The sequence below is a fragment of the Brevibacillus sp. FW306-2-1A-C05A genome, from assembly GCF_058781555.1.
This window is the reverse complement of record NZ_JBYSWV010000059.1, coordinates 1-23,482: the sequence shown is the minus strand read 5'-3', so window position 1 is coordinate 23,482 and position 23,482 is coordinate 1. Positions and strand designations below refer to the sequence as shown.

Annotated in this window: 23 protein-coding genes; 21 read left to right on the top strand and 2 right to left on the bottom strand. The window is 49.8% G+C overall.

Annotated features, from left to right (window positions below; translation table 11 throughout):
• The 11 genes from AC3WJN_RS23130 to AC3WJN_RS23080 form a co-directional block, all read left to right on the top strand.
• On the top strand, positions 1-363 hold a 363-nt coding region (locus AC3WJN_RS23130), incomplete at its 5' end, for an ATP-binding protein (protein WP_492329335.1).
• 112 nt (positions 364-475) lie between these two features.
• Positions 476-1,519, top strand: coding sequence for an ATP-binding protein (locus tag AC3WJN_RS23125; RefSeq protein WP_005836072.1), 1,044 nt, complete (start codon positions 476-478; stop codon positions 1,517-1,519).
• A 175-nt stretch (positions 1,520-1,694) separates the two neighbouring features.
• Entirely contained in the window at positions 1,695-2,132 is a 438-nt protein-coding gene (locus AC3WJN_RS23120) for an Hsp20/alpha crystallin family protein (protein ID WP_005836070.1), read from the top strand.
• A 105-nt stretch (positions 2,133-2,237) separates the two neighbouring features.
• A complete protein-coding gene (locus AC3WJN_RS23115) occupies positions 2,238-2,585 on the top strand; it encodes a hypothetical protein (protein ID WP_007780473.1) in 348 nt (115 codons plus the stop codon).
• 1,310 nt (positions 2,586-3,895) lie between these two features.
• Positions 3,896-4,126, top strand: a complete 231-nt coding sequence (gene rpsR, locus AC3WJN_RS23110; protein WP_005831740.1) for a 30S ribosomal protein S18 — start codon at positions 3,896-3,898, stop codon at positions 4,124-4,126.
• Between the two features lie 105 nt (positions 4,127-4,231).
• A complete protein-coding gene (locus AC3WJN_RS23105; protein ID WP_242507439.1) occupies positions 4,232-5,119 on the top strand; it encodes a DUF2232 domain-containing protein in 888 nt (295 codons plus the stop codon).
• Between the two features lie 4 nt (positions 5,120-5,123).
• Entirely contained in the window at positions 5,124-7,061 is a 1,938-nt protein-coding gene (locus AC3WJN_RS23100; protein WP_007780468.1) for a DHH family phosphoesterase, read from the top strand.
• A 26-nt stretch (positions 7,062-7,087) separates the two neighbouring features.
• Positions 7,088-7,531, top strand: coding sequence for a 50S ribosomal protein L9 (rplI, locus tag AC3WJN_RS23095; RefSeq protein WP_005831735.1), 444 nt, complete (start codon positions 7,088-7,090; stop codon positions 7,529-7,531).
• Positions 7,532-7,555: 24 nt separating this feature from the next.
• A complete protein-coding gene (gene dnaB / locus AC3WJN_RS23090) occupies positions 7,556-8,905 on the top strand; it encodes a replicative DNA helicase (protein WP_005831733.1) in 1,350 nt (449 codons plus the stop codon).
• A 181-nt stretch (positions 8,906-9,086) separates the two neighbouring features.
• Complete coding sequence (locus AC3WJN_RS23085) at positions 9,087-10,373, top strand: adenylosuccinate synthase (RefSeq protein ID WP_005831731.1); 1,287 nt, start codon at positions 9,087-9,089, stop codon at positions 10,371-10,373.
• 170 nt (positions 10,374-10,543) lie between these two features.
• Positions 10,544-10,753 (top strand): hypothetical protein, encoded by a 210-nt coding sequence (locus AC3WJN_RS23080; protein WP_007780462.1) that lies wholly within the window; start codon positions 10,544-10,546, stop codon positions 10,751-10,753.
• Between the two features lie 75 nt (positions 10,754-10,828).
• Here the strand turns inward: AC3WJN_RS23080 and AC3WJN_RS23075 are convergent, their stop codons facing one another.
• Positions 10,829-11,200, bottom strand: a complete 372-nt coding sequence (locus tag AC3WJN_RS23075) for a hypothetical protein (RefSeq protein WP_005831726.1) — start codon at positions 11,198-11,200, stop codon at positions 10,829-10,831.
• A gap of 257 nt (positions 11,201-11,457) precedes the next feature.
• On the opposite strand from AC3WJN_RS23075, the gene AC3WJN_RS23070 reads away from it, so the two are divergent.
• The 6 genes from AC3WJN_RS23070 to AC3WJN_RS23045 all read left to right on the top strand — a co-directional run bounded on the left by AC3WJN_RS23070 (position 11,458) and on the right by AC3WJN_RS23045 (position 18,642).
• Positions 11,458-12,954, top strand: coding sequence for a LysM peptidoglycan-binding domain-containing M23 family metallopeptidase (locus tag AC3WJN_RS23070; protein ID WP_005831724.1), 1,497 nt, complete (start codon positions 11,458-11,460; stop codon positions 12,952-12,954).
• A gap of 184 nt (positions 12,955-13,138) precedes the next feature.
• The gene (gene yycF / locus AC3WJN_RS23065) at positions 13,139-13,849 is read left to right on the top strand and encodes a response regulator YycF (RefSeq protein WP_005831723.1); all 711 of its coding nucleotides are present in this window, start codon (positions 13,139-13,141) and stop codon (positions 13,847-13,849) included.
• Entirely contained in the window at positions 13,849-15,672 is a 1,824-nt protein-coding gene (gene walK / locus AC3WJN_RS23060) for a cell wall metabolism sensor histidine kinase WalK (protein ID WP_025846297.1), read from the top strand. Before yycF ends, walK begins: the two co-directional genes overlap by 1 nt.
• On the top strand, positions 15,669-17,051 hold the full coding sequence (locus AC3WJN_RS23055; RefSeq protein WP_492329334.1) for a YycH family regulatory protein: 1,383 nt from the start codon (positions 15,669-15,671) through the stop codon (positions 17,049-17,051). The genes walK and AC3WJN_RS23055 overlap by 4 nt, the downstream gene beginning before the upstream one ends.
• Complete coding sequence (locus tag AC3WJN_RS23050; RefSeq protein ID WP_005831717.1) at positions 17,038-17,811, top strand: two-component system regulatory protein YycI; 774 nt, start codon at positions 17,038-17,040, stop codon at positions 17,809-17,811. Before AC3WJN_RS23055 ends, AC3WJN_RS23050 begins: the two co-directional genes overlap by 14 nt.
• A gap of 42 nt (positions 17,812-17,853) precedes the next feature.
• Positions 17,854-18,642: an MBL fold metallo-hydrolase gene (locus tag AC3WJN_RS23045; protein WP_007780446.1), complete on the top strand. Its 789-nt coding sequence runs from the start codon at positions 17,854-17,856 to the stop codon at positions 18,640-18,642.
• On the opposite strand, the gene AC3WJN_RS23040 is transcribed toward AC3WJN_RS23045, so the two are convergent.
• On the bottom strand, positions 18,637-18,873 hold the full coding sequence (locus AC3WJN_RS23040) for a hypothetical protein (protein WP_005831713.1): 237 nt from the start codon (positions 18,871-18,873) through the stop codon (positions 18,637-18,639). The genes AC3WJN_RS23045 and AC3WJN_RS23040 overlap by 6 nt on opposite strands.
• A 276-nt stretch (positions 18,874-19,149) precedes the next feature.
• On the opposite strand from AC3WJN_RS23040, the gene AC3WJN_RS23035 reads away from it, so the two are divergent.
• From AC3WJN_RS23035 to AC3WJN_RS23020, 4 genes are all read left to right on the top strand, one after another.
• Positions 19,150-20,370: a S1C family serine protease gene (locus AC3WJN_RS23035; protein ID WP_005831709.1), complete on the top strand. Its 1,221-nt coding sequence runs from the start codon at positions 19,150-19,152 to the stop codon at positions 20,368-20,370.
• 539 nt (positions 20,371-20,909) lie between these two features.
• A complete protein-coding gene (locus AC3WJN_RS23030; RefSeq protein WP_007780439.1) occupies positions 20,910-21,152 on the top strand; it encodes a CxxH/CxxC protein in 243 nt (80 codons plus the stop codon).
• A 6-nt stretch (positions 21,153-21,158) separates the two neighbouring features.
• Positions 21,159-21,638 (top strand): 23S rRNA (pseudouridine(1915)-N(3))-methyltransferase RlmH, encoded by a 480-nt coding sequence (gene rlmH / locus AC3WJN_RS23025; RefSeq protein WP_025846292.1) that lies wholly within the window; start codon positions 21,159-21,161, stop codon positions 21,636-21,638.
• A gap of 75 nt (positions 21,639-21,713) precedes the next feature.
• Positions 21,714-23,399 carry an AIPR family protein gene (locus AC3WJN_RS23020; protein ID WP_327953767.1) on the top strand — a complete coding sequence of 562 codons (1,686 nt, stop codon included), beginning with the start codon at positions 21,714-21,716 and terminating at the stop codon, positions 23,397-23,399.
• Positions 23,400-23,482 lie beyond the last annotated feature (83 nt).

Here is a 23,482-nt window from a genome sequence, read left to right as displayed (position 1 = left end):
ATCACGACATTGAAACCAACCACAGGCCATATAAATCTGTTGTCTTTTTCTCGAAAATGGAATTATGCAAAGTGCTCGATTAAGAATGCCATTGAAGCGATGCCTGAAGGGGGAACTGTCTGGATCGAACAAATGCGATGCGATGAATGGGTTAAAGTAAGCATGAGGGATAACGGGGTTGGAATTCCGCAAGAATTGTTGCAAAAGATCGGACAACCTTTTTTTACACAGAAAGAGACAGGGACAGGTCTCGGGCTATCCATTTGTTATCAGATTGCAGAGTATCACAATGCGAATATTGAGGTTGCAAGCGAGGTTGGCGAAGGTACAACTTTTACCGTATCCTTTCCCATCGCTCTGTAACGGCTTATAGGTATAATCTTAGAAATCGGGTTCCACTTCGTGACGAGAAATTAGCTGGCTTTTTTACTGTAGTTCTGCACACGATAAGTGGCCGGGAAGGAAGTTAATGGTGATGAGGCAAATCGTAGAGTTCCTCATGAATTCAGATCAAATGGATATTGGACTGGCTATCGTCGATTCAGAAGCCAAAATTTTATTTTTAAATACAACCATGAATACCTGGTACACAGTAACCTCCGGAGAAGAATTCCCTGAACACTCGGCATTACAATCGATCGTGGGGCAAGTACTGCAGGATAAAAAGAATTACTCGGGAGTACTCGTGCAAGAGAGGTTAGATGGCAAAGTACGATCCATGATCACCTATGTATACCCGCAGCTAAAAGGGGAATGTTTTGTTCTGATGGCCGATATCCAAGATTTTCAACAGTACGTGAAAATACAATGCGAGAAAGAAAGAAGGGAAACCATTGTGCATATGGCGGCGGGCACAGCCAATATCATTCTAAATCCTTTAACGGTAATCAAAGGGACGCTTCAACTTCTGGAAAAAAGTTTGAAGGATCATGTTTCCGTTTTACAATTCGCGGCATCTCCACCTCATCAGAAATTGGCCGGATACTTTAAACTGCTTGATGAGCAAATTCAGACGATCGACAAAGCGTTGCAGCGATTTTTGCTCTTTGGAAAACCTTTCGAATGGAAATTTGTTCCTATTTCTCTTCTTTCATTTATGCAAGAATGGATTCCAGATATACAGGTCCAAGCATTGGAGAAAACAGTACGTTTCGCTCTGGAATTTCCGGAGCAAAACGGTTTTGTGTTTGGACACCCCAAGTTGCTGCGAGCGGCGCTGCAAGAAATCATTAACAATGCATTAGATGCAAGTCCCCCAGGTTCTGTCTTAACGCTCCGAATTAACATTACGGATAATCACATCCACATCATTGTTCGCGATCAAGGAGCAGGAATTCCAGAAGATCTGCAGTCCCGAATCATCCTACCGTTTATTACAAGTAAACAGGACGCCATTGGATTTGGGCTCAGTTTTAGTCAAGTTATGATCGAAAAAATGGGAGGCTCTTTGAAAATCGATAGCTCTGATCTAGGCACAAACGTTATTGTTCAATTACCCGCATTTAAGGGAACAGTTTAAATGTGTCGGTAACATTGCGCTAAACAAACTCTCAACAATTTTTTCAGGGGCTCTTGCCGGGAGTCGCGACCCAAAAAAGCATATTTCAATTCAACAATGCAGGGTAGCAAAGAATAATATTTCCCGAAGAGTACAAAATAAAGCTTGAAAAAATGATGACAATGGAGGAAATTACATGCCGCTCATTCCTTGGGATTCGTTTCGCAATACCGATCTATGGAGAAGGGATTTGGAAAAAATTTTTAACGAAGGTCTTCCGGAAATCGGCGCGCGTCTAGGATTTGCAACCCCTCGTATTGATGTATTTGAGAATGAACATGAAGTGATTGCTTCTTGTGAAATCCCTGGTTTGGATAAAAAAGAAGACCTTCATATCGATGTGGATGAAAACATGCTTACAATTAGTGGGACCATAAAGCAAGCGAATGAAGTGAAACAGGAACAAATACACCGCAAAGAACGGTTTGTCGGACGATTCCAACGGTCGGTGTCTTTGCCATCACGCGTTCAAACGGAAGGAACGACAGCAACGTATCGCAGCGGTGTCCTTGAAGTTCGAATGCCGAAATTAAAAGCCGATACCCAACGGCAAATTGATGTGCAGTTTCATTAAAATGAAGTGTGAGATCACAATATAGGCGTTACATGAAAAATGGGCGCTTGCACAAAATAACCTTTGGGGGACGAAGTCCTACCATATTGAAGGAGGTCAATGATCGTGTATCAACAAAACCTTTCACAGCAAGCAAGCCAATGCGCGCAGATTATTCAACAGTTGATCCAGCAAACGCAGCAATCGAGCAACATGTATCAGCAAATGTTGCAACAGGAGCAGCAAAACGCCGCCCAACTGGATCAGCTGGCCCAGAAAGAACGTCAAGCGGTTCAAACCATTCAATCTGTTCTGCAAGGACATCAAACTGCCATACAGCAGATGCAGCAGGCGATGCAAATTTGTTCTCAGCTTCAACAAACAGCGCAACAACAAGCCGTCGTGCAGAGTGCGGGCTGGCCAATGGCTCAGAGCTGGCAGAATCAGAATTTGCAGCCACGGCAGTATCAATAAAACAGCAAGTGAAAAAACGATCGCTTTCTTTAAAAAGAAGGCGGTCGTTTTTTCACTTGACGATGCGTATACCCCAAAACCATCCAAGCCAAGGCGCGCTGGTTTGCCCGGGATGCTGAAGGCGCTGGGCGAGGCAGAGGTGCAAGTCACGTTCGGCATGCTGCCTCTTGCGCGGCATTTGCGACTATTTGCAAAGAAAACAGGGTAAGCTTTTAGCGGCGGACATTTGTCCATCGCTTTTCTGGTTGCAAAAAGGAATTTCACTCCCGTGAAACTTGAATTGTTGAACCATGCCGAATTGCCCAGCAAGAGGCGAGGATCTGACCATTAAAAATGTGTATGTACCACGAACCCCGATTTTGTGGAACACGTGAACCGATACGTGAGGGATGTTGAGCAAGGAAGACCCGTTTAGCGGATTTTTCGAAGAATTTAGCGATATGGTTCAGCGAATTTTTCCAAATGTCCAGAGTAAATTGAATGAGGATCCTGCCTTCATAGGCGGGGGATTTTTTTCGCCTATCTGATTAGGGATTTTGGTGCTAGGAAAAAGCAGATTGTACACTTCGTCCTTCATCTCGCGGCTAATTCGTATTTTTTGCGACGTGTTCAAAGCCTTCTTTGGCCAGGGCGTGGTATGATTGATAACCGGCTTGCCCGCCGGGACGGCGCGCAGTCCACTTTTCTCTGTCGGCCGCTCATACCGACGACGAACTAACCGATGCCGCCACCCGCATATGCGAAGGATACCATTAGAGTCGCTGTATCACTTCTCGTACAGGCTACCAAGGCGCTGGCGCCGACAGCTTTTATCGCATTAAAGTATCGCTGAAGGAGAGGATGAAAAACAGGAAACCGTCTACGGAAAGTTAGCGTATAGTATGAAAAATAACAGGACAACGAGGGCTTAGTACAAAAATTACATATACATCTTTCGTCTGGGAACGTTTAAATTTCTGCCTGTTTAGTTCTGGAGAGACAAATAGACTACCATAACTAACAATCGTGGTAGCCTATTTGCTCTAAATGCAAGGAGGGGACTGTACCCCACCATTAGTATATACACCGAGGAGGTTGTATAAGTACGTACAATTATCGAGGCGGAACGTGGCCCGATTAAACATTTGATTTTTAGATGTATTTGTGGTAATTTAAGAAAAGTGAATTCACGATTTACACAGCGACGTGTGTGTAATCAATAAAAACTCAATTAGAACAAGGGGTATCGGGGAATTACACAGTGTACGTTCTTCAATACTGCCGTTCTAAGAATCGTAAAACTTTCACATTCCTAAGAAGGAGGGACTATCATGGCACGCAAAGGACGTCCTAATAAGCGTCGTAAAGTATGCTTCTTTAAAGTGAACAAAATCAAGCACATCGACTATAAAGATGTAGACTTGCTCAAAAAATTCATCAGCGAACGCGGCAAAATCTTGCCACGTCGTGTAACTGGTACTTCTGCGAAGTATCAACGTGCTTTGACAATTGCGATCAAACGCGCTCGTCAAGTAGCACTGCTGCCTTACACGGCTGAATAATTTACACAAGCGATAAAAAGGGGGACACAATTGCGTGGCCCTCTTTTTTCCATATTTTTCGCTACTCGCAAATGAGGTGCTGACATGCCTTCCAAAACGAAGCAATTGGCTGAAAATGCCCTGATGCTGGGTATTGCACTGGTACTGTTGTTCCTTAGTACATATACCGTACTGGGAGCACTGGTCAGTTTCCTTTTACCGCTGCCGTTTATTTTCCTGGCCGTAAGCCGCAACGTGTCGATTATGGTGTGGATCTCTGTCGTGTACACGTTCCTTGGCTGGATCATCGCAGGACCGATCGCTGCTGCGATCGCCTTGAGCGGAGCGGTTTGGGGCTCTGCCATGGGAATTGTTTATGCGAAAAGAGGGAAGGCACTTCCGGCGATTGTAGCCGGAGCTGGTGTTGTGTTTCTCAGCACCGTTTTCGGGCTTGCCTTCATGGCATTTGGAATGAACCTGAATTTCCAGACCATGCTGGAACAGACCGCTCAAATGCGCCCTTCCTTCGTGACAAAAGAGCAATTTGACCAGACGGTTGCTCTTATCAAAATGGTGCTGCCTACGAGCATCGTGATGTTCAGCTTTATCTCCAGCGCGATCACACATGGATTGGCCAGCCTGATTGGAAAACGGATCAAAAAGCCGATTCCGGCGTTGAAGCCAATCCGGGAGTGGAGTTTCCCGCGATCTTTGCTGTACTATTATTTCCTCGCAATGATTAGCATTCTGGTGTTTGGCGGCAGCATGCAGGGAACGTTCTGGGAGACCGCCATCATGAACGTAAAAGTCATGCTGGACGGGATTTTTACACTCCAAGGTTTGAGCTTCTGCCTGTTTGCAGCGTACCTGTACGGGTGGAAGAGATTGACTCCAGTGCTTGTTGTCTGTCTATTTATTTTTCCGTTCTTAAGCACTATACTTAGTCTGGTAGGGATATTTGACTTAGGGCTTCGTTTGCGTGAAAAACTGGAAACAAGAGTGAAGAGGGGCTGAGGAGATGCCCAAATTCCTGTTAAAGCGTTGGTACGGGATGCACATGGTCCTGGCACTCAGCTTTAGCTTGCTGTTGTTGGGGATTTTGACCCTGCACCATTGGATGTACGGGGCGATCGGCATTGTTTGCTTGATTGGCCTGGTTCTATACGCCCTTCAAGCAGAAAAAGGATTTCAGCGGGACTTGCGCCTGTATTTGGCGACAGTTACTCACCGCGTGAAAAAAGCCGGAGAAGGCGTTATTCAGGAGCTGCCGATCGGAATTCTCTTATACAACGAGGAAAAGGCAATCGAGTGGGTCAACCCGTTCATGACACATATGTCCGGGGATGAGTCGATGATCGGGAAGAGCCTTCAAGAGGTATTCCCCCAACTCGTGTGGAAGCCGGAACAAAAACGGCTCGAATTTACTTACAATGAGCGGGTTTACGAAGTCATGGTTCGGTCCGATGAGCGTCTTTTGTATTTCAAGGACATTACGGACTTCAAAGAATTGACGACGCGTTACCATCGCGAAAAGGCTGCTCTCGCCATTATTCACCTCGACAACCTGGACGAGGTTGGACAAGTCATGGACGATCAGAGCCGTACGCTTTTGTCGACAAGCGTGGCTGGTGTGATTACAGAGTGGGCCAACAAACATGGCATATACCTTCGCCGAATCACGGCTGACAAATTTTTGGCGCTGATGGAACGGGAAGCCCTTGATAAATTGGAAGAAACGCGTTTTGACATTCTCGATGTGGTTCGGGAAATGACGGCTGACAACAAAATTCCGATTACGCTCAGTATCGGGGTTGGGGCAGCGGCGACGACGTACATCGAGCTGGGGCAAATGGCCCAATCGAGCTTGGACATTGCGCTGGGCCGCGGTGGCGACCAGTGCGCGATCAAGATCGGTAACAAGCTCACCTTCTACGGTGGCAAATCAAATGCGGTAGAAAAACGGACGCGCGTTCGGGCACGGGTGATCGCCCATGCGCTGCGCGATTTGATCCACGAGGCTGAGCATGTGATCGTAATGGGCCACAAACAGCCAGATATGGACTCCATCGGTGCTTCGCTTGGTGTATTGAAGGCCGTGCAGTTGCACAACAAGGCAGCCTATATCGTCATGGATGAAGGCAACAACTCTGTCGAACGCTTGATGCGGGAGATTTACGCCAATGAGGAATTGGCTGAAACATTTATTACGCCGGAGCAGGCGATCAGACTGGTGACGGGCCGCACGTTGCTCGTGGTTGTCGATACGCACCGTCCTTCGCTGGTCATTGAGCCGAAGTTGCTCGGTGAGACAAGCCGGATCGTCGTCATTGACCACCATCGACGCTCCGAAGAGTTTATCGAGCCGGTTCTGTTGTACCTCGAACCGTATGCGTCTTCGACATCTGAGCTGGTCACAGAGCTTTTGCAATATCAGAGCGAGCGCTTGAATATCGACAATCTGATTGCCACCGCACTGTTGGCAGGGATTGTGGTAGACACGAAAAGCTTTGCGTTCCGTACAGGCTCGCGCACGTTTGAAGCGGCGTCCTTCCTGCGGCGCAACGGGGCCGATACGGCTGCTGTTCAACGTTTGCTGAAGGAAGATTTGACGCAGTATGTGAAGCGGGCACGCATCATTATGAACACGGAAACGTACAGAGATAATATGGCGATTGCCATTGGGGATCCTACCGAGAACTACACGCAAGTCCAGGTGGCCCAGGCGGCCGAGCAGTTGCTTACGCTCTCGGGCATCCAGGCATCTTTTGTCATTGCCGAGCGGGGAGACGATACGATCCTGATTAGCGGACGCTCTTTGGGCGACATCAACGTGCAAGCGATCATGGAGCTCTTGGGCGGTGGCGGACACCTGACAGGAGCCGCCACGCAAATTCAGGGCATTTCCGTGAAGGAAGCGACTCGACGTTTGAAAGAAGCGATTGATTCGGTCGTGTAGGCCAATTTGAAAAGGGGGAAACGATGATGAAAGTCATTTTTCTTCAAGATGTAAAAGGCCAAGGCAAAAAAGGCGAAATCAAAGACCTGTCTGAAGGCTACGTACGCAACTTCCTGCTGCCGCGCAAGCTGGCGAAGGAAGCTACAGATAGCAACGTAAAAACGCTGGATGCGCAAAAGCGCAGCGAAGAGAAGCGCAAGGAGCAGGAAAAGCTGGAAGCACAAGCGCTGGGCGCGAAGCTGAGCGAGCTGACAGTAAAAGTAACAGGAAAAGCCGGCGAGGGCGGACGACTGTTTGGCGCAATTTCGAGCAAACAAGTGGCACAAGCGCTGGAAGAGCAGTTCAAAATCAAGCTGGACAAACGCAAGCTGGAGATGGACGCCATCCGCGCGCTTGGCGTAACGCAAATCAAAGTCAAGCTGCACAACGAAGTAACTGCGACACTCAAAGTTCACGTGGTAGAAGAATAATGACGCAATCCTGGAGGGTGTGACGTGAGCGACCTGTTTTTGGATCGTGTGCCGCCGCAGAACAAGGAAGCGGAACAATCAGTGCTGGGTGCCGTGTTCTTGTCTAAGGAAGCTTTAATCACGGCCATTGAGATTCTCCGTCCGGAGGATTTTTACAAGACAGCGCATCAGCGCATCTTTCAAACCATGGTGGACCTGTACGAAAAGGGCGAGCCAGTCGATCTGGTTACCGTAACCGCTGAGCTGCAGGACCACAAGCTGTTAGATGAAGTCGGCGGCGTCACGTATTTAACCGAAATCGCCAGCTCGGTTCCGACCGCGGCCAATATCGAATACTACGCCAAAATTGTAGAAGAAAAAGCGCTGCTACGGCGCTTGATTCATACGGCAACAAAAATTGCGAACGACGGTTACTCCCGCGAGGACGACGTAACGGAGATCATTGCGGATGCCGAGAAGTACATCATGGAGATCGGGCAAAACCGCAACAGCGGCGGTTTTACACCAATCCGTGACGCGCTTCTGGAAACGTATGAACGGATCGAGTTTTTGAGTCAACGGCGTGGAGACATTACCGGGATTCCTTCCGGATATACCGATTTGGATAAAATGACAGCCGGATTTCAGCGCAGCGACCTCATCATTCTGGCAGCCCGTCCCTCTGTCGGGAAGACGGCTTTTGCCTTGAATGTCGCGCAAAACGTCGCTGCACGAGCTGGAGAGACTGTCGCCATCTTCTCTCTGGAGATGGGCGCTTCCCAGTTGGTACAGCGTATGATCTGTGCCGAGGGCAATCTGGACGCCTCGCGGATGCGTTCCGGTACGCTGGAGGAAGACGACTGGCAGAAGCTGACGATGGCGATTGGTACGTTGGCGAAGGCACCGATTTTTATTGATGATACGCCAGGCGTAACCGTGCAGGACATTCGCGCAAAATGCCGCAGATTGCAGGCTGAACGCGGCCTGGGCATGATTCTCATCGACTACCTGCAATTGATTCACGGCCGCGGCAAGGGAGACAACCGCCAGCAGGAAGTATCGGAAATCTCCCGTACGCTCAAAGGAATCGCCCGTGAGCTGAATGTTCCCGTAATCGCTTTGTCCCAGTTGAGCCGTGGCGTAGAGCAGCGGCAGGACAAGCGCCCGATGATGTCCGACATCCGCGAGTCCGGTTCGATCGAGCAGGACGCCGATATCGTTGCGTTCCTGTACCGTGATGACTACTACGACAAGGAAACGGAAAACAAAAACGTCATCGAGGTCATCATCGCCAAACAGCGAAACGGCCCGACCGGGACGGTAGAGCTGGCATTCCTCAAAGAATTTAACAAATTCGTAAGCTTGGATCAGCGCTTTCGAAATCAGGCTGGATAATAGAGCAAATGGAGAAAAAGCCGGAGCAATTCCGGCTTTTTTTTCTTGCTTGAATTGCCGAACATATAATCTTTGCACTATTTAAATGTTCGTATTTTCCGTTGACATGCAAGAAATGGTTTAGTACACTTAGATTGTTTCAGGCCCAAAAGGACATGATGATATCAGGAGGTGTTTTTCGATGTCAACAGTCGTTGTCGTCGGAACCCAGTGGGGCGATGAAGGTAAAGGTAAAATTACAGACTATTTGGCTGAAAGCGCAGAGGTAGTGGCACGTTACCAAGGGGGTAACAACGCCGGCCATACCATTATTTTTGATGGTAACAAATATAAGCTGCACCTGATTCCATCCGGAATTTTCTATACTGACAAGACCTGCGTAATCGGAAACGGTATGGTAATCGATCCGAAGGCATTGGTAAAAGAGCTGGAGTACATTCACAGCTTCGGTTTTTCCACTAGCAATCTGAAAATCAGCGATCGCGCGCATGTCATCATGCCGTACCACATCAAGCTGGATGGCGTGGAAGAAGACAGCCGCGGTGCAAATAAAATCGGTACGACCCGCAAAGGGATCGGCCCGGCATACATGGACAAAGCAGCTCGCATCGGCATCCGCATTGCCGATCTATTGGATCGCGATGAGTTTGCCCGCAAGCTGGAACGCAACCTGGCAGAGAAAAACATGCTGCTGGAGAAAATGTACAATACGACTGGCTTTGACCTGCAAGAAGTGCTGGATGAGTACCTCGCTCTGGCAGAAATCATTCGTCCATACGTAACCGACACATCTGTTGTGCTCAACGATGCGATTGACAACGGAAACCGTGTTCTTTTTGAAGGGGCCCAAGGCGTACTGCTCGACATCGACCAAGGGACGTATCCTTATGTCACCTCCTCCAACCCGATTGCGGGTGGCGTGACTATCGGTTCCGGCGTGGGACCAACCAAAATCAATCAAGTAATCGGTGTAGCGAAGGCGTACACCACTCGCGTAGGTGACGGTCCGTTCCTGACTGAGCTGACTGACGCTACTGGCGATCACATCCGCGAGGTTGGCTTCGAGTACGGTACGACAACCGGCCGTGCCCGCCGCGTAGGCTGGTTTGACAGCGTAGTCGTTCGTCATGCCCGTCGCGTGAGCGGTATCACTGGTCTGGCTATCACCAAGCTGGATACGCTCTCTGGTGTTGAGACTCTGCGCATTTGCACAGCGTATAAATACAATGGCGAAATCATTGAATCGTTCCCGGCAAACCTCAACCTGCTGGCAAAATGCGAGCCTGTTTACGAAGAACTGCCAGGCTGGACCGAGGACATCACCGGTGTTCGCAATCTGAACGACCTGCCAGAAAACGCTCGCCACTACATCGAGCGCATCACACAACTGACAGGTATCCCAATGTCGATCTTCTCCGTAGGGCCAGATCGCGAGCAAACCGTTGTTGTGCGCGGCATCTGGGGATAAGCCTAGTTCCAACGTCGTAGCAGAAAAGTCGGCCTGACCATTTTCATGGGCAAGCCGTATGAAAAAAGCTGTCGATAATTCGGCAGCTTTTCCTTTTTTTACGGACAGACAAGAAACGGCACCCTCTGGGCATAAGGTTAGACATAAGGAGAAATGGAGAGGTGATCGTGATGATGGGGTTTGACCAAAAAGCCAAGAAGCTGCTGGGGAAAAACGTACAGGTGAAAATGATTAACGGCGTCGTTATCAAGGGGACCATGACTCATTTCAACAACGGTTACCTTTGCTTCATCACCACTTACAAGCAGCAAAACGACGCAGAGAAAACGACGATTCGCAGACTCGCCCTGAAAGACGTGACATCAATGCAAGAGGTGTAAGCCTGGATGCCTGAGACGAAATAAGCCATCTTTCCTCCAAAAAGGGAAAGATGGCTGTTTATTGTGTTTCACATTTCAGATCAGGCCGCCATGAGAGCGGATGATGGCGATCGCTTCGTCCCCCCGTTCTTCCGCAACGACTGCAGTCAGCAGCACCGTACGGGTCAGATTATCGTCACCGCGATCGGACAGCCCGCTGGCATCCGGATTCGCCGCTGCCAGGATGCGTGCATCCGGCCCGCTTGGAAAATCGCCAGCCAGTGTCAGCACCCCTACCCCCGGAAAATCGCCGGAGAGCGGGGTGGTGATCTGTTCTAATCCGTCCCCTGGAAATTGGCCGATTTTGTCGATTTGAATGGTCGTAAAGCCGGCTTGTCGAAGCGCATTTTCTGCCTGTTTCGCCTCATCCTCGGTATGGAATCCAGCCAAAATGTTGCGTTCTTTCACGTAATCAGCCTCCCAGTAATGAAAAAAACCCCCAATTGTATGTCCATATGGTGACGCTTCGTCATATTTTTTATTCGACAGCAATTTACACTTGATGTTGTCGTGAAATTTATGGTAAAGTCGACATAGTTGGTTTCTTTAGGCATTTTGGCAGATAATTGGTAACTAAATATTGGGATATATGACCTAGTCGGTATATTTAAAATTTTCAGGAAATGGAACGAGATAGCTGTATCTGTTTTCAGGAGGGACAAGTTATGCAATGGTCTGAGTGGAAGGCCAAGCTGCAGGAACGGTCCGAACGCATCGTTCGGGATTGCAGCGATCTGGCGAAACGTGCAATGAAACGTACAAGCTCGTACATCCAGGGACATAAAAAGCAAACGGTTTCCATCGCAGCGGGATTGCTGGTGACGGTGGCCGCCGGAGCTTCGGCGCAATATTACTATACGAGCAATGTCACATCGGTCTATCACGTCATCGTAAACGGACAGGAAATCGGTGTGGTGAACGATCCTAAGGTCATTCAGGATTGGACGGCAGCAAAGCTGGCAGAAGAAAAAGCCAAAAAAGGGCTGAATCTGACGCTGGCGGATTACATCACCTTCAAGGAAGAGCGCCAGTTCAAGGCTCCTTTTGACAACGATGCCGCAGTCAAAGCGCTGGCTTCCGTGGCAGACATCAAGGTTCAGGCAGTGAAGCTGGTGATCGACGGCAAAGTGGTCGGCTACTTGCCCGATCAGCAATCGGCTGAAGAAGTGCTGGCCGAAGTGAAGCAAAAATATTCCGGCGTGCCTATTCTCACTGGCAAAAAAGCCGCAGTAGCGGCGGCGTCCATGGCGGAGATGAAGGCAACCCCGGTAAAAGAAGTGACTTTCAAAGAAAACGTAGAGTTGCAGACGGAAACAGTACCTGCAGCTCAAATTTTGCCTGCCGAAAAAGTCGAAGAGCTTTTGGTCAAGGGCACCTTCAAGGAACTGAAGCACACGGTAGTTGAGGGCGATTGCATCGGCTGTATTGCCAAAAAGTACGGAATTACCACAAAAGACATTTATGCCAATAACCCTGGCATTACGGAAAACACGCTTTTGCAGCTAGGACAGGAAATCAACGTCACAGCGATTCGCCCGTTGGTTACGGTACGGGTGAAGGAAGACGTTTCGCAGCAAGAAGTCATTGCATTCCCTACCCAGATCAACAACAATGACAAGCTTCCCAAAGGGGAAACAAAAGTTGTTCAAGAAGGCAAAAACGGTACGAAGCTCGTTCAGTATGAAGTCGTGAAAGAAAATGGACAAGTTGTCGAGCGCAAGGTTGTCAAACAAGAAGTCATTGCACAGCCAGTCGCAAAAATCATGGAGCGCGGAACAAAGGTTATTCCTTCGCGTGGGACAGGCCGTCTGAGCTGGCCTGCAAGCGGATATATCAGCAGCGGATTCGGCTCTCGCTGGGGCCGACTGCACAAAGGAATCGACATTGCCGGATCAGGGTCTGTCATGGCGGCAGACAACGGCCGCGTCAAATTCGCGGGCTGGGACGGCGATTACGGAAAAGCGATCATCATCGACCATGGAAACGGGATGGAAACGCTGTATGGCCACTTGAGCACGATCAGCGTGAAGGTCGGCGATGTAGTTGAACAAGGGAAGAAAATTGGCGTAAAAGGTTCGACCGGAGACTCTACCGGTGTCCATCTCCATTTTGAGGTTCATCAAAATGGACGAGTTCAGAACCCGATGCGTTTCTTAAAATAGACATGTAATTTTTGGATAGAAAAGGGCGACTCTTTGGAGGAGCCCTTTTTGCTATGTCGGCACTTTGACGATGCGAAAGGCAGGGAGTGGCTGGCAGGGGCTTCTATGCCGGGTGGACATGGTGTATTGTAGAGGAATAGCGATGTTCGAAGTGGAATCCTTATAGAGAAAAGGAGGGAGCGGGATGGCAAAACTCCTCGTGGTAGACGATGAAAAGCCGATTGCAGATATATTGAAGTTCACGTTTGAAAAAGAAGGGTATCAGGTCGTGTGCGCCTACGATGGCGACGAAGCGCTTGTTGTCGTTCAGGATGAGCGGCCGGATTTGATTTTGCTCGATGTCATGCTGCCGGGCAGGGACGGAATGGACGTCTGTCGGGCTGTCCGGCAAACGCACGACGTGCCGATCATCATGCTGACGGCAAAGGACTCGGAGCTGGATAAAGTGCTGGGGCTGGAGCTGGGAGCGGATGATTACGTGACCAAGCCTTTCAGTACCCGTGAGCTGGTGGCGCGGGTCAAAGCGCATTTGCGCCGCCACCGCCCAAGAGCCGAGGAAAAAGACAGCCAGCATCTGCTGCGTGTGCACGAGCTGGAAATTGATTTGAACTCGTACACGGTGGAGAAGGCGGGAGAACCGCTGGATCTGACGCACCGCGAGTTTGAGCTGCTGATGTACTTGGCCCGTCATCAGGGACAAGTTTTGACGCGGGAGCACCTGCTTCAGTCGGTGTGGGGCTTCGACTATTTTGGCGATGTACGGACGGTGGACGTCACGATCCGCCGCTTGCGCGAAAAGATCGAGGACGACCCGAGCCAGCCGAAGTACATTATTACGCGGCGCGGATTAGGCTACACCATGCGCAATCCCGGGGTGGGAGGCACGCCTGGATGATGAGGCGGCTGTTCAAAACGATCCAGTGGAAAATGGTCGTCATCTACATGCTGCTGATTCTGCTCGCCATGCAGTTCATCGGCGCTTATTTTGCCAGGGAAGTGGAGAGCTATTACATCAATAACTTTTCAGAGGCGCTCAATGCCCAGGCGAGCCTTTTGGCGAGTTTGCTGGAGAGCGATCTGCGGCCGCGCGACGGGAAAGAGCCGAGCGCGGAGCAAAACCGCCAGGACATCGACAACCTCATTAACAACCTGGTGAAAATAAACGGCGCCAATGTGCAGGTCATCGACCAGACCGGAACAGTGGTCAGCACGACAGAGGACAAGAGCACGATTGGTCAGCGCACCTCGCAGCCGGAGGTCACAGTAGCTTTGCTCGGAACGCGCAGTGAGTCGATGCGGATTGACCCGCGCACCGGAGCAAGGGTAAAGGTGCTGGTGCTGCCCGTAAAAGGCGACCAGATCGTCTATGGCGCAGTCTACATGATGGCTTCGATGGAAGGCACCTACACGACGATTCGTAAAATGAACGGGATTTTGGCGACGGGCACGATGTTTGCGCTCGTCATTACGGCGGGCCTGGGGGTCGTGCTCGCGCGAACGATTACCAAGCCGATCAAGGAAATGACCAAACAGGCAAGGCTCGTTGCCGACGGCGATTTCAACAGCAGCGTGCGGGTGTACAGCGACGACGAGATCGGCCAACTGGGAATGGCCTTTAACCACATGACGCTGCGGCTGCAGGAAGCGATTTTGCAGCAGGAGGAAGAACGGGAAAAGCTCGCGGGTATTTTGAGCAACATGACGGACGGCGTGATCGCGGCCAATCGCAACGGGCAGATTATTTTGTTCAACCGCGCAGCGGAAGAGATGCTGCAAGTGCGCATGGCAGATGTTTTGCGAAAAAAAAGGACGCTGGCCGATCTGCTCAGCCTGCCTCCCGAGGAAGAGATGTCTTTGTACGCGCAGGAGGAGCCGCTGTTTATTGAAATGCGCCTCCCGAATCAGGAAGAAGTCATTTTGCGCGTGACGTTTACGCCTTTGCAGCACGACAGCGGAAAAAAGGGCGGGATCATCGCGGTAGTCGCGGATGTAACCGAGCAGCAGCGACTGGAGCAGCAGCGCAGGGAGTTTGTCGCCAATGTCTCGCATGAGCTGCGCACTCCGCTGACGACGATCAAAAGCTACGTGGAAGCCTTGCTGGACGGTGCAGTAGATGAGCCGGAGCTGTCCAATCGCTTTTTGAAGGTGACCATGTCCGAGACAGAGCGGATGATTCGCCTGGTCAATGACTTGCTGCAGCTTAGCCGCTTCGATTCGCAGGGCGTGCGTCTGCACTGCAAGGAGGCGGACATCAGCCGGCTTTTGCGCTATGCGGCCGATCGCTTTTCCATGTTCAGCGAGCAGCAGGAGGTACAGCTTACTGTTGATGTGCCAAACAAGTTGCCGCCTGTGTACATTGATTTGGATGCGATCAACCAGGTGCTGGACAATTTGCTGTCCAATGCGATCAAATATACGTCCCAAGGCGGCACGGTCGTGCTGTCCGCCAAAGAAAACCGCAGTCAGAAGCGGGTGCAAATCTCGATTAGCGATACAGGGATCGGGATACCGGCCCGTGATTTGAAGCGAATTTTTGAACGGTTTTACCGGGTAGACAAAGCGCGCTCGCGTGGACAAGGCGGCACAGGTTTGGGACTGGCTATCGCCCGCGAACTGGTTCAGGCTCACGGCGCAGATATCGAGATTACCAGCGAATGGAACGTGGGGACGACGGTGACGTTCTGGGTCCCATTTGCCCAAGGAGGTAATGCGGGATGAAGCGGATGCTGGAGCCTGCCAAGACCGTCTTGCTGATCCTGCTGGTCGTGGCCAGCTTTTGCCTGACAGCTATGCTGTGGTCGAACCAGCCCAATTTGCAGTTCATCGAGCCCGCACAATACACAGAGTCCAAACCGGTTAAGGAAAAGACGCTGGAGCAATTGGTGACCCCGGAGTCGGTCGTGTTTGATTACGGGGAAGAGCGCCATACGCGTGCAGTAGCGACAGATGCGCCTTACAGCCTGATCGTAAGCGAGATGTCGAAATGGATTTTCCTCGATTTCTCCCCGTTTGCGCTGTCCAATGAAAAGTGGGGGGAAATTGCCCGGGAAAAGTTGGGGCTGGAGGTCCGGTTTCGCAGTACAGTACCGCTGTCGATCGTATCGCGACTGGTCACGTTTCGCGACGAGTATGACAGCGGCATCAAGGGCATTGACCGCTTGTGGCTGTACTACGAAAAAGACGAGGACGTCGTCTATGCGCTGTTTCTCTCGACAGAGGAAGGTCGCATGATGCGTTCGCGTACTTCGATCAGCCCAAAAGATTTGCGGGAGTCGTACTTGGCTTCCGGCAGTTCTATGCCGGAGCAAATCATGAAGGTCGTCAGGCCGGAGCGGACTTATTCGGTACTCGAAGGCCCGGCGCCGATCTGGAGCATGTATTACTTGCCGAAAAACCAGATGCGGATGCAGCAGTTCCGCTACAGCTATGTGCCTGTCACCAACGAGCGGCTGATGGAGGCGTATTTTATCGACCAGTCGCTGGTCAGACAAATCATGGAGCGGGACAAAACAGTCATTTTCACAGACGGCAGCAGATCCATCCAGTTGAGGGCAGAGCAGCAGGCGATCACCTTCACAGACCCAGCTTACCAGCAGCGGGCGCAGGAGCTGTCTGACGAGGAAAAAGTCCAGAGTGCGGTTACGTTTATCAACAAGCATCTCGGTTGGCTGGACGATTTTCATTTTGAACGAATCAAGAAAAGCTACAATGAAAAAGATTTAATCACCTTCCGCCAGTATGTCGGGGCGTATCCTCTGGTGAGCACAAGTGAGCCGATCCAGATTGATACGATCCAGATTACATCGGAAGCGGGACAGGTTGTAACGATGAGCCGTTCCCTGCTCGATCTGGATAAATACATCGGCAACAACGAGCAGACGATCATGTCGGGGCCGGAGCTGTACAAGCTGATCCGGGACAAAAAGCTGGCCGATACGGAACAAATCACAAATGCCTACCTCGCCTATCAAACGGTCATAGGAGACGGATACGTCGATCTGGTTCCGACCTGGATCGTCGAGCTGGCGAATCAGGGGAATCTGTACATTCTCGCGCGAGTGAAGCAGGGAGGAGGAGGGGCGCATGGATTGGAGTAGAACGAAGACCATTCTGATCTGGGCCTTTCTTCTGCTCGATCTGTTTCTTTTCTATCAGGTGTACGTGACGCGCATCAGCCTCTGGAATGACAAGGAAGTGGCGCAGGGAGAAAAGTGGAATATGGAGCTGTATCTGAATCAGCAAAATATTGCCCTGGACACAGAGGTTCCGCAAGAAACTCCGGAGATGGCTTATCTCGATGCGGAATACGTCGGAATCAGTCCGATTAACTTGCTTGAGCTGCCTGGCATTCAGGCTACGGTGGAGAAAATGTCGCTTGCGGCAAGGCTGGATCCGCCGATTCAGATTCGCGGCCAACTGACGCCGAATGAGCTGCTGCGTCAGATCGGGCCAAGGCTGATGTACGCCGAGCAGTACGGGCCGGATTCGTACCAGTCGAATCAATCACGGCTGCTGTACTGGCAGGTTCACGAAAAAATGCCGATCTTCGTCGCCCCTTTGGAAGTGTATTTGGAAAACGGAGCGATTTTGGGCTATCGGCAAACGTTTTTCCACGTGCGGGAACAAAAAGGCGGGCGGCAGGTCATCTCCGGCTACAAGGCGCTGCTCTCGCTGGTCGAGAAGCAAATTATCCAGCCGGGTGAACGGATTGAGAATGTAAGCCTGGGCTATTACGGTTCATACGATGCGGATATTCAGGCGCTGGCTCCGGTATGGCGGGTCGTCCACGATGGCAAGCAGCATTTTGTCAACGCGTTCACCGGGGCTTTGGAGCGGGCGATGGTCACGCAGCGATGAACAATAGACAGCCAGGGAAAGCGACGGGAAGAGGGATGTTCGGTGAGATTTAGTGTGTTGGCAAGCGGGAGCACAGGCAATGCCATCTACGTGGCGACAGACCGTGTTTCCGTGCTGATCGATGTGGGGATTACAGGCAAGCAGGCAGAGGCCGCGCTGCAAACAATCGGCGTCAATCCTGCCGACTTGAGCGCGATCCTCGTCACCCACGAGCACGTCGACCATATTAAAGGGGTCGGCGTCATGGCGCGGCGATACGATTTGCCGATTTACGCCAATGAAAAAACGTGGGCGGAGCTGAACGGACAGATTGGCGCGATCAAGGAAGAGCAAAAGCGCCTGTTTGCCGTAGGGGAGAAGCGGGAGCTGGAGGACTTGGGCATCGAGTCGTTCGGCATCTCGCACGATGCGGCGGAGCCGATGGGCTTTTGCTTTTATCACGGCAAGAAAAAGCTCAGTGTGGCAACAGACCTGGGCTATGTCAGCGACCGGATCAAGGAGACGATTCGCGGTGCGGACGCGTATGTATTCGAGTCCAATCACGATGTCGAGCTGCTGCGTATGTCGCAGTATCCGTGGAGCATTAAACGGCGCATTTTAAGCGACGTGGGCCACTTGTCGAACGAGGCGGCAGGCGACGCTTTGACCGAGTGTTTGACGGGCGGAGCAGAGCGCGTGTATTTGGCCCATTTGAGCAAGGAAAACAACATGATCGACCTGGCCCGACTGACGGTGAAAAACATTTTGGAAGAAAAGGGGCTGACCGTCGGGGATGACGTGCATTTGCGCGATACATACCCGGACCGCCCGACCAAGCTGGAAGAGCTATAGGAGCGGTTCGATCCGGGTCTGGCGGCGGCTGATCGCATCGGAGAGCTTGACCATCGTATCGAGCTGAAAGCTGAGCTGGCTGTCGAGCTCCTTTGCTTTGGCTGTCAGCTCGTCATGCGTCAGCAGTCCTTTTGCAACGAGGAGGTCGATCAGGGCATGCAGGACAAGCGTATTGTGGTAATCCGTTTCCTGCAGATCGGCGAGCTTGGCGATGAGCTGTACTTCTTTCATACTCTATCAACCCTTTCTTTTAGCTGGTGTCGGAAAAAGCTTTTAATCTATCATATCCGCGCTCTCGGTGAAATATTCCGAGGGCTTTTTGCTTTTTTCATTCCACAACCTTTCCATATTTCTCACGCGATTTTGCCGAAACCAGGACGTATACTAAAGGTGTCAAAAGGAACAGACAGCAACGAACTCATACATGCAATCGGCTGACACAGGGGTATAGGAGAATGAAAAACCTGTAACCCTAGTATTAGTAGAGGAAGAAGGAGAGTGTGAATCATGGGGTTTTACGATGATTTGACTCACGTGGAGCGGAAAAAACGAAGCGGTTCTATCGGTCGCACTGTCTTGACGTCCGTAACGTCGGCGGTGATTGGGGGAATGGTCGTCCTGCTCATGCTGCCGACTCTCTCCAACTCCGGATATATCAATATGGTCAAGCCAGGAGCGTCAAACGTCATGAGCAATCCCGCGGCCAACCTGTTTGCCACGCCTGTATCTGTAAAGGTAGAAACCGGTACAGTAAACGCAGTGAAAAAAGTGGAGAACGCGGTTGTCGGCGTCATCAATATCGGCCGTGCCCGCAGCAATTGGTTCAGCAATACGCAAGATGTCGAGCAGGGTGAAGGTTCTGGCGTCATTTTCGAGAAAAAGGGCGGCAAAGCCCACATCATCACCAACTACCACGTCATCGACCAGGCGCAGAAGCTGGAAATCGCCTTGCCGACAGGGGAAAAGGTGGACGCGAAGGTTTTGGGTGCTGACCCGTACGCCGACCTCGCCGTCCTGGAAATCGACGGCTCCAAGGTAACCGCCGTTGCCGAGCTGGGGGACTCCTCCACGCTGCAAGTAGGCGAGCCGGCGATCGCCATCGGGAACCCTCTGGGCATGAAGTTTTCCCGCACGGTGACACAGGGCATCATCAGTTCTCTGGAGCGCTCCATGCCGATGGACTTTAACGAAGACGGCCAGGACGACTGGGAGCTGGATGTTTTGCAAACGGACGCAGCGATCAACCCGGGCAACAGCGGTGGCGCACTCGTCAACATTCAAGGACAGGTCATCGGGATCAATACGCTGAAAATCTCCAAAGCCGGTGTAGAAGGTCTTGGTTTTGCCCTGCCGATCAATGACGTGAAAGTCATCGTCAGCGAGTTGATGGAAAAAGGCAAGCTGGAACGCGCTTACCTCGGCGTACAGCCATTCGACCTGACCAACGTGCCGCGCGTGCATTGGAAAGAAACCTTGAACCTGCCGGATGAAGTAAAAGCAGGGGTCGTCATCCAAGGCGAAGTCGGCAAATTCTCCCCAGCGGGCGAAGTCGGCCTGAGACAATACGACGTCATCGTCAAAATGGACAACAAGGACATTGCCAACGGCGCTCAACTGCGCAAGTTCCTGACCTTGAACAAAAAGCCGGGCGACACGGTTGTGATTACGTACTACCGTGACGGCTTCAAGAAGACGGCTACTGTCAAGCTGACGAAAACACCGCAGTGATGAGTTGACGTGATATTGTGAGTAACAATAGTAAGGCTTTTGTGGTCGATTAAGCTTATGGATGGCAAGCGTTGCGTTGTTGCTATGGCGTTGCGCTTCCTTTCATAGAGTTTCCATAGATGGAGATGCGGACATGGCATGGCATGAAGCATGAATAAGGGCTGTGAATGCAAGTCCGCTCCGTGAGTAAAGATCGAGCTTGGCGGCGCTCTGGTGGCTGGTGAAAGACGGAAGGCAGAAGTCTTCTGGAAGCCTGTTGCCAAACCGGAGCGTCTCGCCAGCAACAACTGACAGCAATTCCGGGACGATTTTGTCCCGTTTGCATATAAGTAGTTCCCCCCTCTATCTATTTGTAAAATAGATCCCTTCTTTGTAGAGCGTCGAGCTGAGATCGGCGCTTTCTTTTTTTGTGTGGAGACTGGGGTGAAGAGTCAGCTTAGCTTAGAGCAGCAAATCAGCACGTCATGGATTTGTTTTGCTGTCGTTCTGGGGTAGAATAGGAAGCGACATGAAAATGCGCGGAAAAGAGGGCAATGGAGATGGACAAGATGATGGAAAGCATTCGCATAGAGGGCAAGGAAGTGGAGCTGCAAGCGGGATATCCGGTGCGTTTTTCCTGCATGGAGCATCTGGAGCAGGAACTGGATGACTACGTGAACGACTTCGAGACGGCACCGGACACGTATCCGGCACAGGCGATCGACGACAGCGCAGCCGACAAGCGCTGCCGGGTATGCGGCGAGCCAGGCCAGATTGCGCTTTTGAAAGAGAAAGGAATGTAGACGAACGTGCAAATTTCGATTATCACCGTAGGCAAGCTGAAAGAAAAGTATTTGCGCGAGGGCATCAACGAGTACAGCAAGCGCCTGTCTGCCTACTGCAAGCTGCAAGTAATCGAGGTCAACGACGAAAAAGCCCCGGAAGAAATGAGCGCGGCCGAAATGGAGCAGGTAAAGCGCAAGGAAGGCGAGCGCATCCTCGCGCAGATCAAACAGGACCAGTATGTGATCGCACTGGCGATCGAGGGGCAGATGTGGTCATCGGAGAAACTGTCAGCAGAACTGGACAGGCTGGCGCTGCACGGGCGCAGCCAGGTGGCATTCGTGATCGGCGGATCGCTCGGGTTGGCAGACACGGTGCTGAAGCGGGCGGATGCGCTGTTGTCTTTTTCGAAGATGACGTTTCCGCATCAGTTGGTGAGGCTGGTGCTGTTGGAGCAGGTTTATCGGGGGTTTCGGATTAGTCGGGGGGAGCCGTATCATAAGTGACGGATATTTTTGAAGGATTTTCCTAATGATATGTTGAAGCATATCTTTGCGAATTAAGAATGGAGGAAGTTACATATGAGTATGTTACATGTAAACCAAATCAGAAGCAAGGTATTAGATTTATATGGAGATTTAATAGATTTGAGAGACGTTGCTAATGCAACAGATGAACATAAGCTTAACTATTTACTTACTAGATCTCTTGCAGCATATTCACTTCAACATTGCTCACAAATTGAATCAGATCTTGCTGCAAAAACTATTACGGACGGATCGGATGATAATGGTATAGATGCGGTATATTATGACGAAAGAAACAAAGTGCTGTACCTTGTACAATCTAAATGGATACATAACGGCAGAGGGGAACCGGAATCAGGTGACATTAAGAAGTTCGTTGACGGAGTAAAAGACCTTTTTGATTTATCTTTTGATAGATTTAATGAGAAAGTAAGGAGGTTTGAAGAGACAATTACAAAAGCTGTATGCGACTCTAAAACCACTTATCAACTGGTACTTTGCTACACTGGTTCTAATGAGTTATCAGAACATTCTCGAAGAACACTAAATGATTTTTTAGAGGAGATTAATGACACCAGTGAATTAGTCTTCTTAAATGTATTAAACCAAAAAGCTCTACATTCTTCGTTAGCTGTAGGATTATCAGGTGAGCCCATCAATCTTACAATAAGTATTAAATCTTGGGGAAGAATTCAAGAACCAAGACTAGCCTATTACGGACAAGTAAATGGACTAGAAGTAGCAAAATGGTGGGAGGATTACAGATCTAGGCTCTTTAATAAAAATATTCGTGGAATTTTGGGTGATACAGATGTAAATGAGGAAATTCGTAAAACAATAGAAAGAGAGCCTGATAAATTTTGGTATTACAATAATGGTATTACACTAATATGTAAAAAAGCAGAAAAAACAATGCTCGGTGGCTCTGACAGAGATGTTGGTCAATTTGTATGTGAGGATATAAGTATTGTTAATGGAGCACAGACTGTTGGTACACTTGGCAAATACGGTGAGAAAACAAAAGATAGATTAGACCAAGTATACATTCCGATAAGAATTATATCGGTTGGTGATACTGAAGATGATTTCGGTGAGCAAATAACAAAAAGTAATAATAAACAAAATAAAATAGATAACAGAGATTTTGTCTCTCTTGATCCTGAACAAAGCAGAATAAAAACAGAGTTGGCAATAGATGGGATTACATATCATATCCTTCGATCTGAGGTCTTAGAGAAAGGTACTAATTCATTTGATTTAACAGAAAGCACTACCGCTTTGGCTTGCGCGTTAGATAGTGTAAATGTTGTTGTACAATTGAAGAGTAAAATAAGTAAACTTTGGGAGGATATTGAAAAGGGATATTACAAACAAATTTTTAATCGAGGAATTACTGGGTTTTATACTTGGCGTTGTGTGCAAGTTCAAAGAATGATTGATAATGCCCTTGCAAAAATTTTATCCCAGATACCTAAGTCGGGCAGAGAATATGGAGTAGCCGTTCATGGAAACAGGATAATATCAATGCTTGTATTTAAAGCCATTGATGCATCCAAATTAAAGGAGGTAAATTTCAACTTTAAGGCTGTAATTAAGGAGGAACTGATTTATGATTATACATATAAGTACTATCACGAGGTTAAAGAAGTTATTTCTGAACAGTATCCTCAGGATACTATGGCAGTTTTGTTTAAAAACAGAACGAAATGCACAAATATAGTGAATTCAATCATTTCATAAGTGTTAGAGCCTTTTGCATAAATCTAAACCCTTGAGCAACAAGGTTTTCTGAGCATAAAAAAAGGACTTCACCCCGACCTGGA

What these genes read in the sequence shown, in the direction of transcription:
- AC3WJN_RS23125 (WP_005836072.1), top strand. Translation starts at nt 476, where the DNA reads ATGAGGCAAATCGTAGAGTTCCTCATGAATTCAGATCAAATGGATATT.
- AC3WJN_RS23120 (WP_005836070.1), top strand. Translation starts at nt 1,695, where the DNA reads ATGCCGCTCATTCCTTGGGATTCGTTTCGCAATACCGATCTATGGAGA.
- rpsR (WP_005831740.1), top strand. Translation starts at nt 3,896, where the DNA reads ATGGCACGCAAAGGACGTCCTAATAAGCGTCGTAAAGTATGCTTCTTT.
- AC3WJN_RS23100 (WP_007780468.1), top strand. Translation starts at nt 5,124, where the DNA reads ATGCCCAAATTCCTGTTAAAGCGTTGGTACGGGATGCACATGGTCCTG.
- rplI (WP_005831735.1), top strand. Translation starts at nt 7,088, where the DNA reads ATGAAAGTCATTTTTCTTCAAGATGTAAAAGGCCAAGGCAAAAAAGGC.
- AC3WJN_RS23085 (WP_005831731.1), top strand. Translation starts at nt 9,087, where the DNA reads ATGTCAACAGTCGTTGTCGTCGGAACCCAGTGGGGCGATGAAGGTAAA.
- AC3WJN_RS23080 (WP_007780462.1), top strand. Translation starts at nt 10,544, where the DNA reads ATGATGGGGTTTGACCAAAAAGCCAAGAAGCTGCTGGGGAAAAACGTA.
- AC3WJN_RS23070 (WP_005831724.1), top strand. Translation starts at nt 11,458, where the DNA reads ATGCAATGGTCTGAGTGGAAGGCCAAGCTGCAGGAACGGTCCGAACGC.
- yycF (WP_005831723.1), top strand. Translation starts at nt 13,139, where the DNA reads ATGGCAAAACTCCTCGTGGTAGACGATGAAAAGCCGATTGCAGATATA.
- walK (WP_025846297.1), top strand. Translation starts at nt 13,849, where the DNA reads ATGAGGCGGCTGTTCAAAACGATCCAGTGGAAAATGGTCGTCATCTAC.
- AC3WJN_RS23055 (WP_492329334.1), top strand. Translation starts at nt 15,669, where the DNA reads ATGAAGCGGATGCTGGAGCCTGCCAAGACCGTCTTGCTGATCCTGCTG.
- AC3WJN_RS23050 (WP_005831717.1), top strand. Translation starts at nt 17,038, where the DNA reads ATGGATTGGAGTAGAACGAAGACCATTCTGATCTGGGCCTTTCTTCTG.
- AC3WJN_RS23040 (WP_005831713.1), bottom strand. Translation starts at nt 18,873, where the DNA reads ATGAAAGAAGTACAGCTCATCGCCAAGCTCGCCGATCTGCAGGAAACG.
- AC3WJN_RS23035 (WP_005831709.1), top strand. Translation starts at nt 19,150, where the DNA reads ATGGGGTTTTACGATGATTTGACTCACGTGGAGCGGAAAAAACGAAGC.
- AC3WJN_RS23030 (WP_007780439.1), top strand. Translation starts at nt 20,910, where the DNA reads ATGGACAAGATGATGGAAAGCATTCGCATAGAGGGCAAGGAAGTGGAG.
- AC3WJN_RS23020 (WP_327953767.1), top strand. Translation starts at nt 21,714, where the DNA reads ATGAGTATGTTACATGTAAACCAAATCAGAAGCAAGGTATTAGATTTA.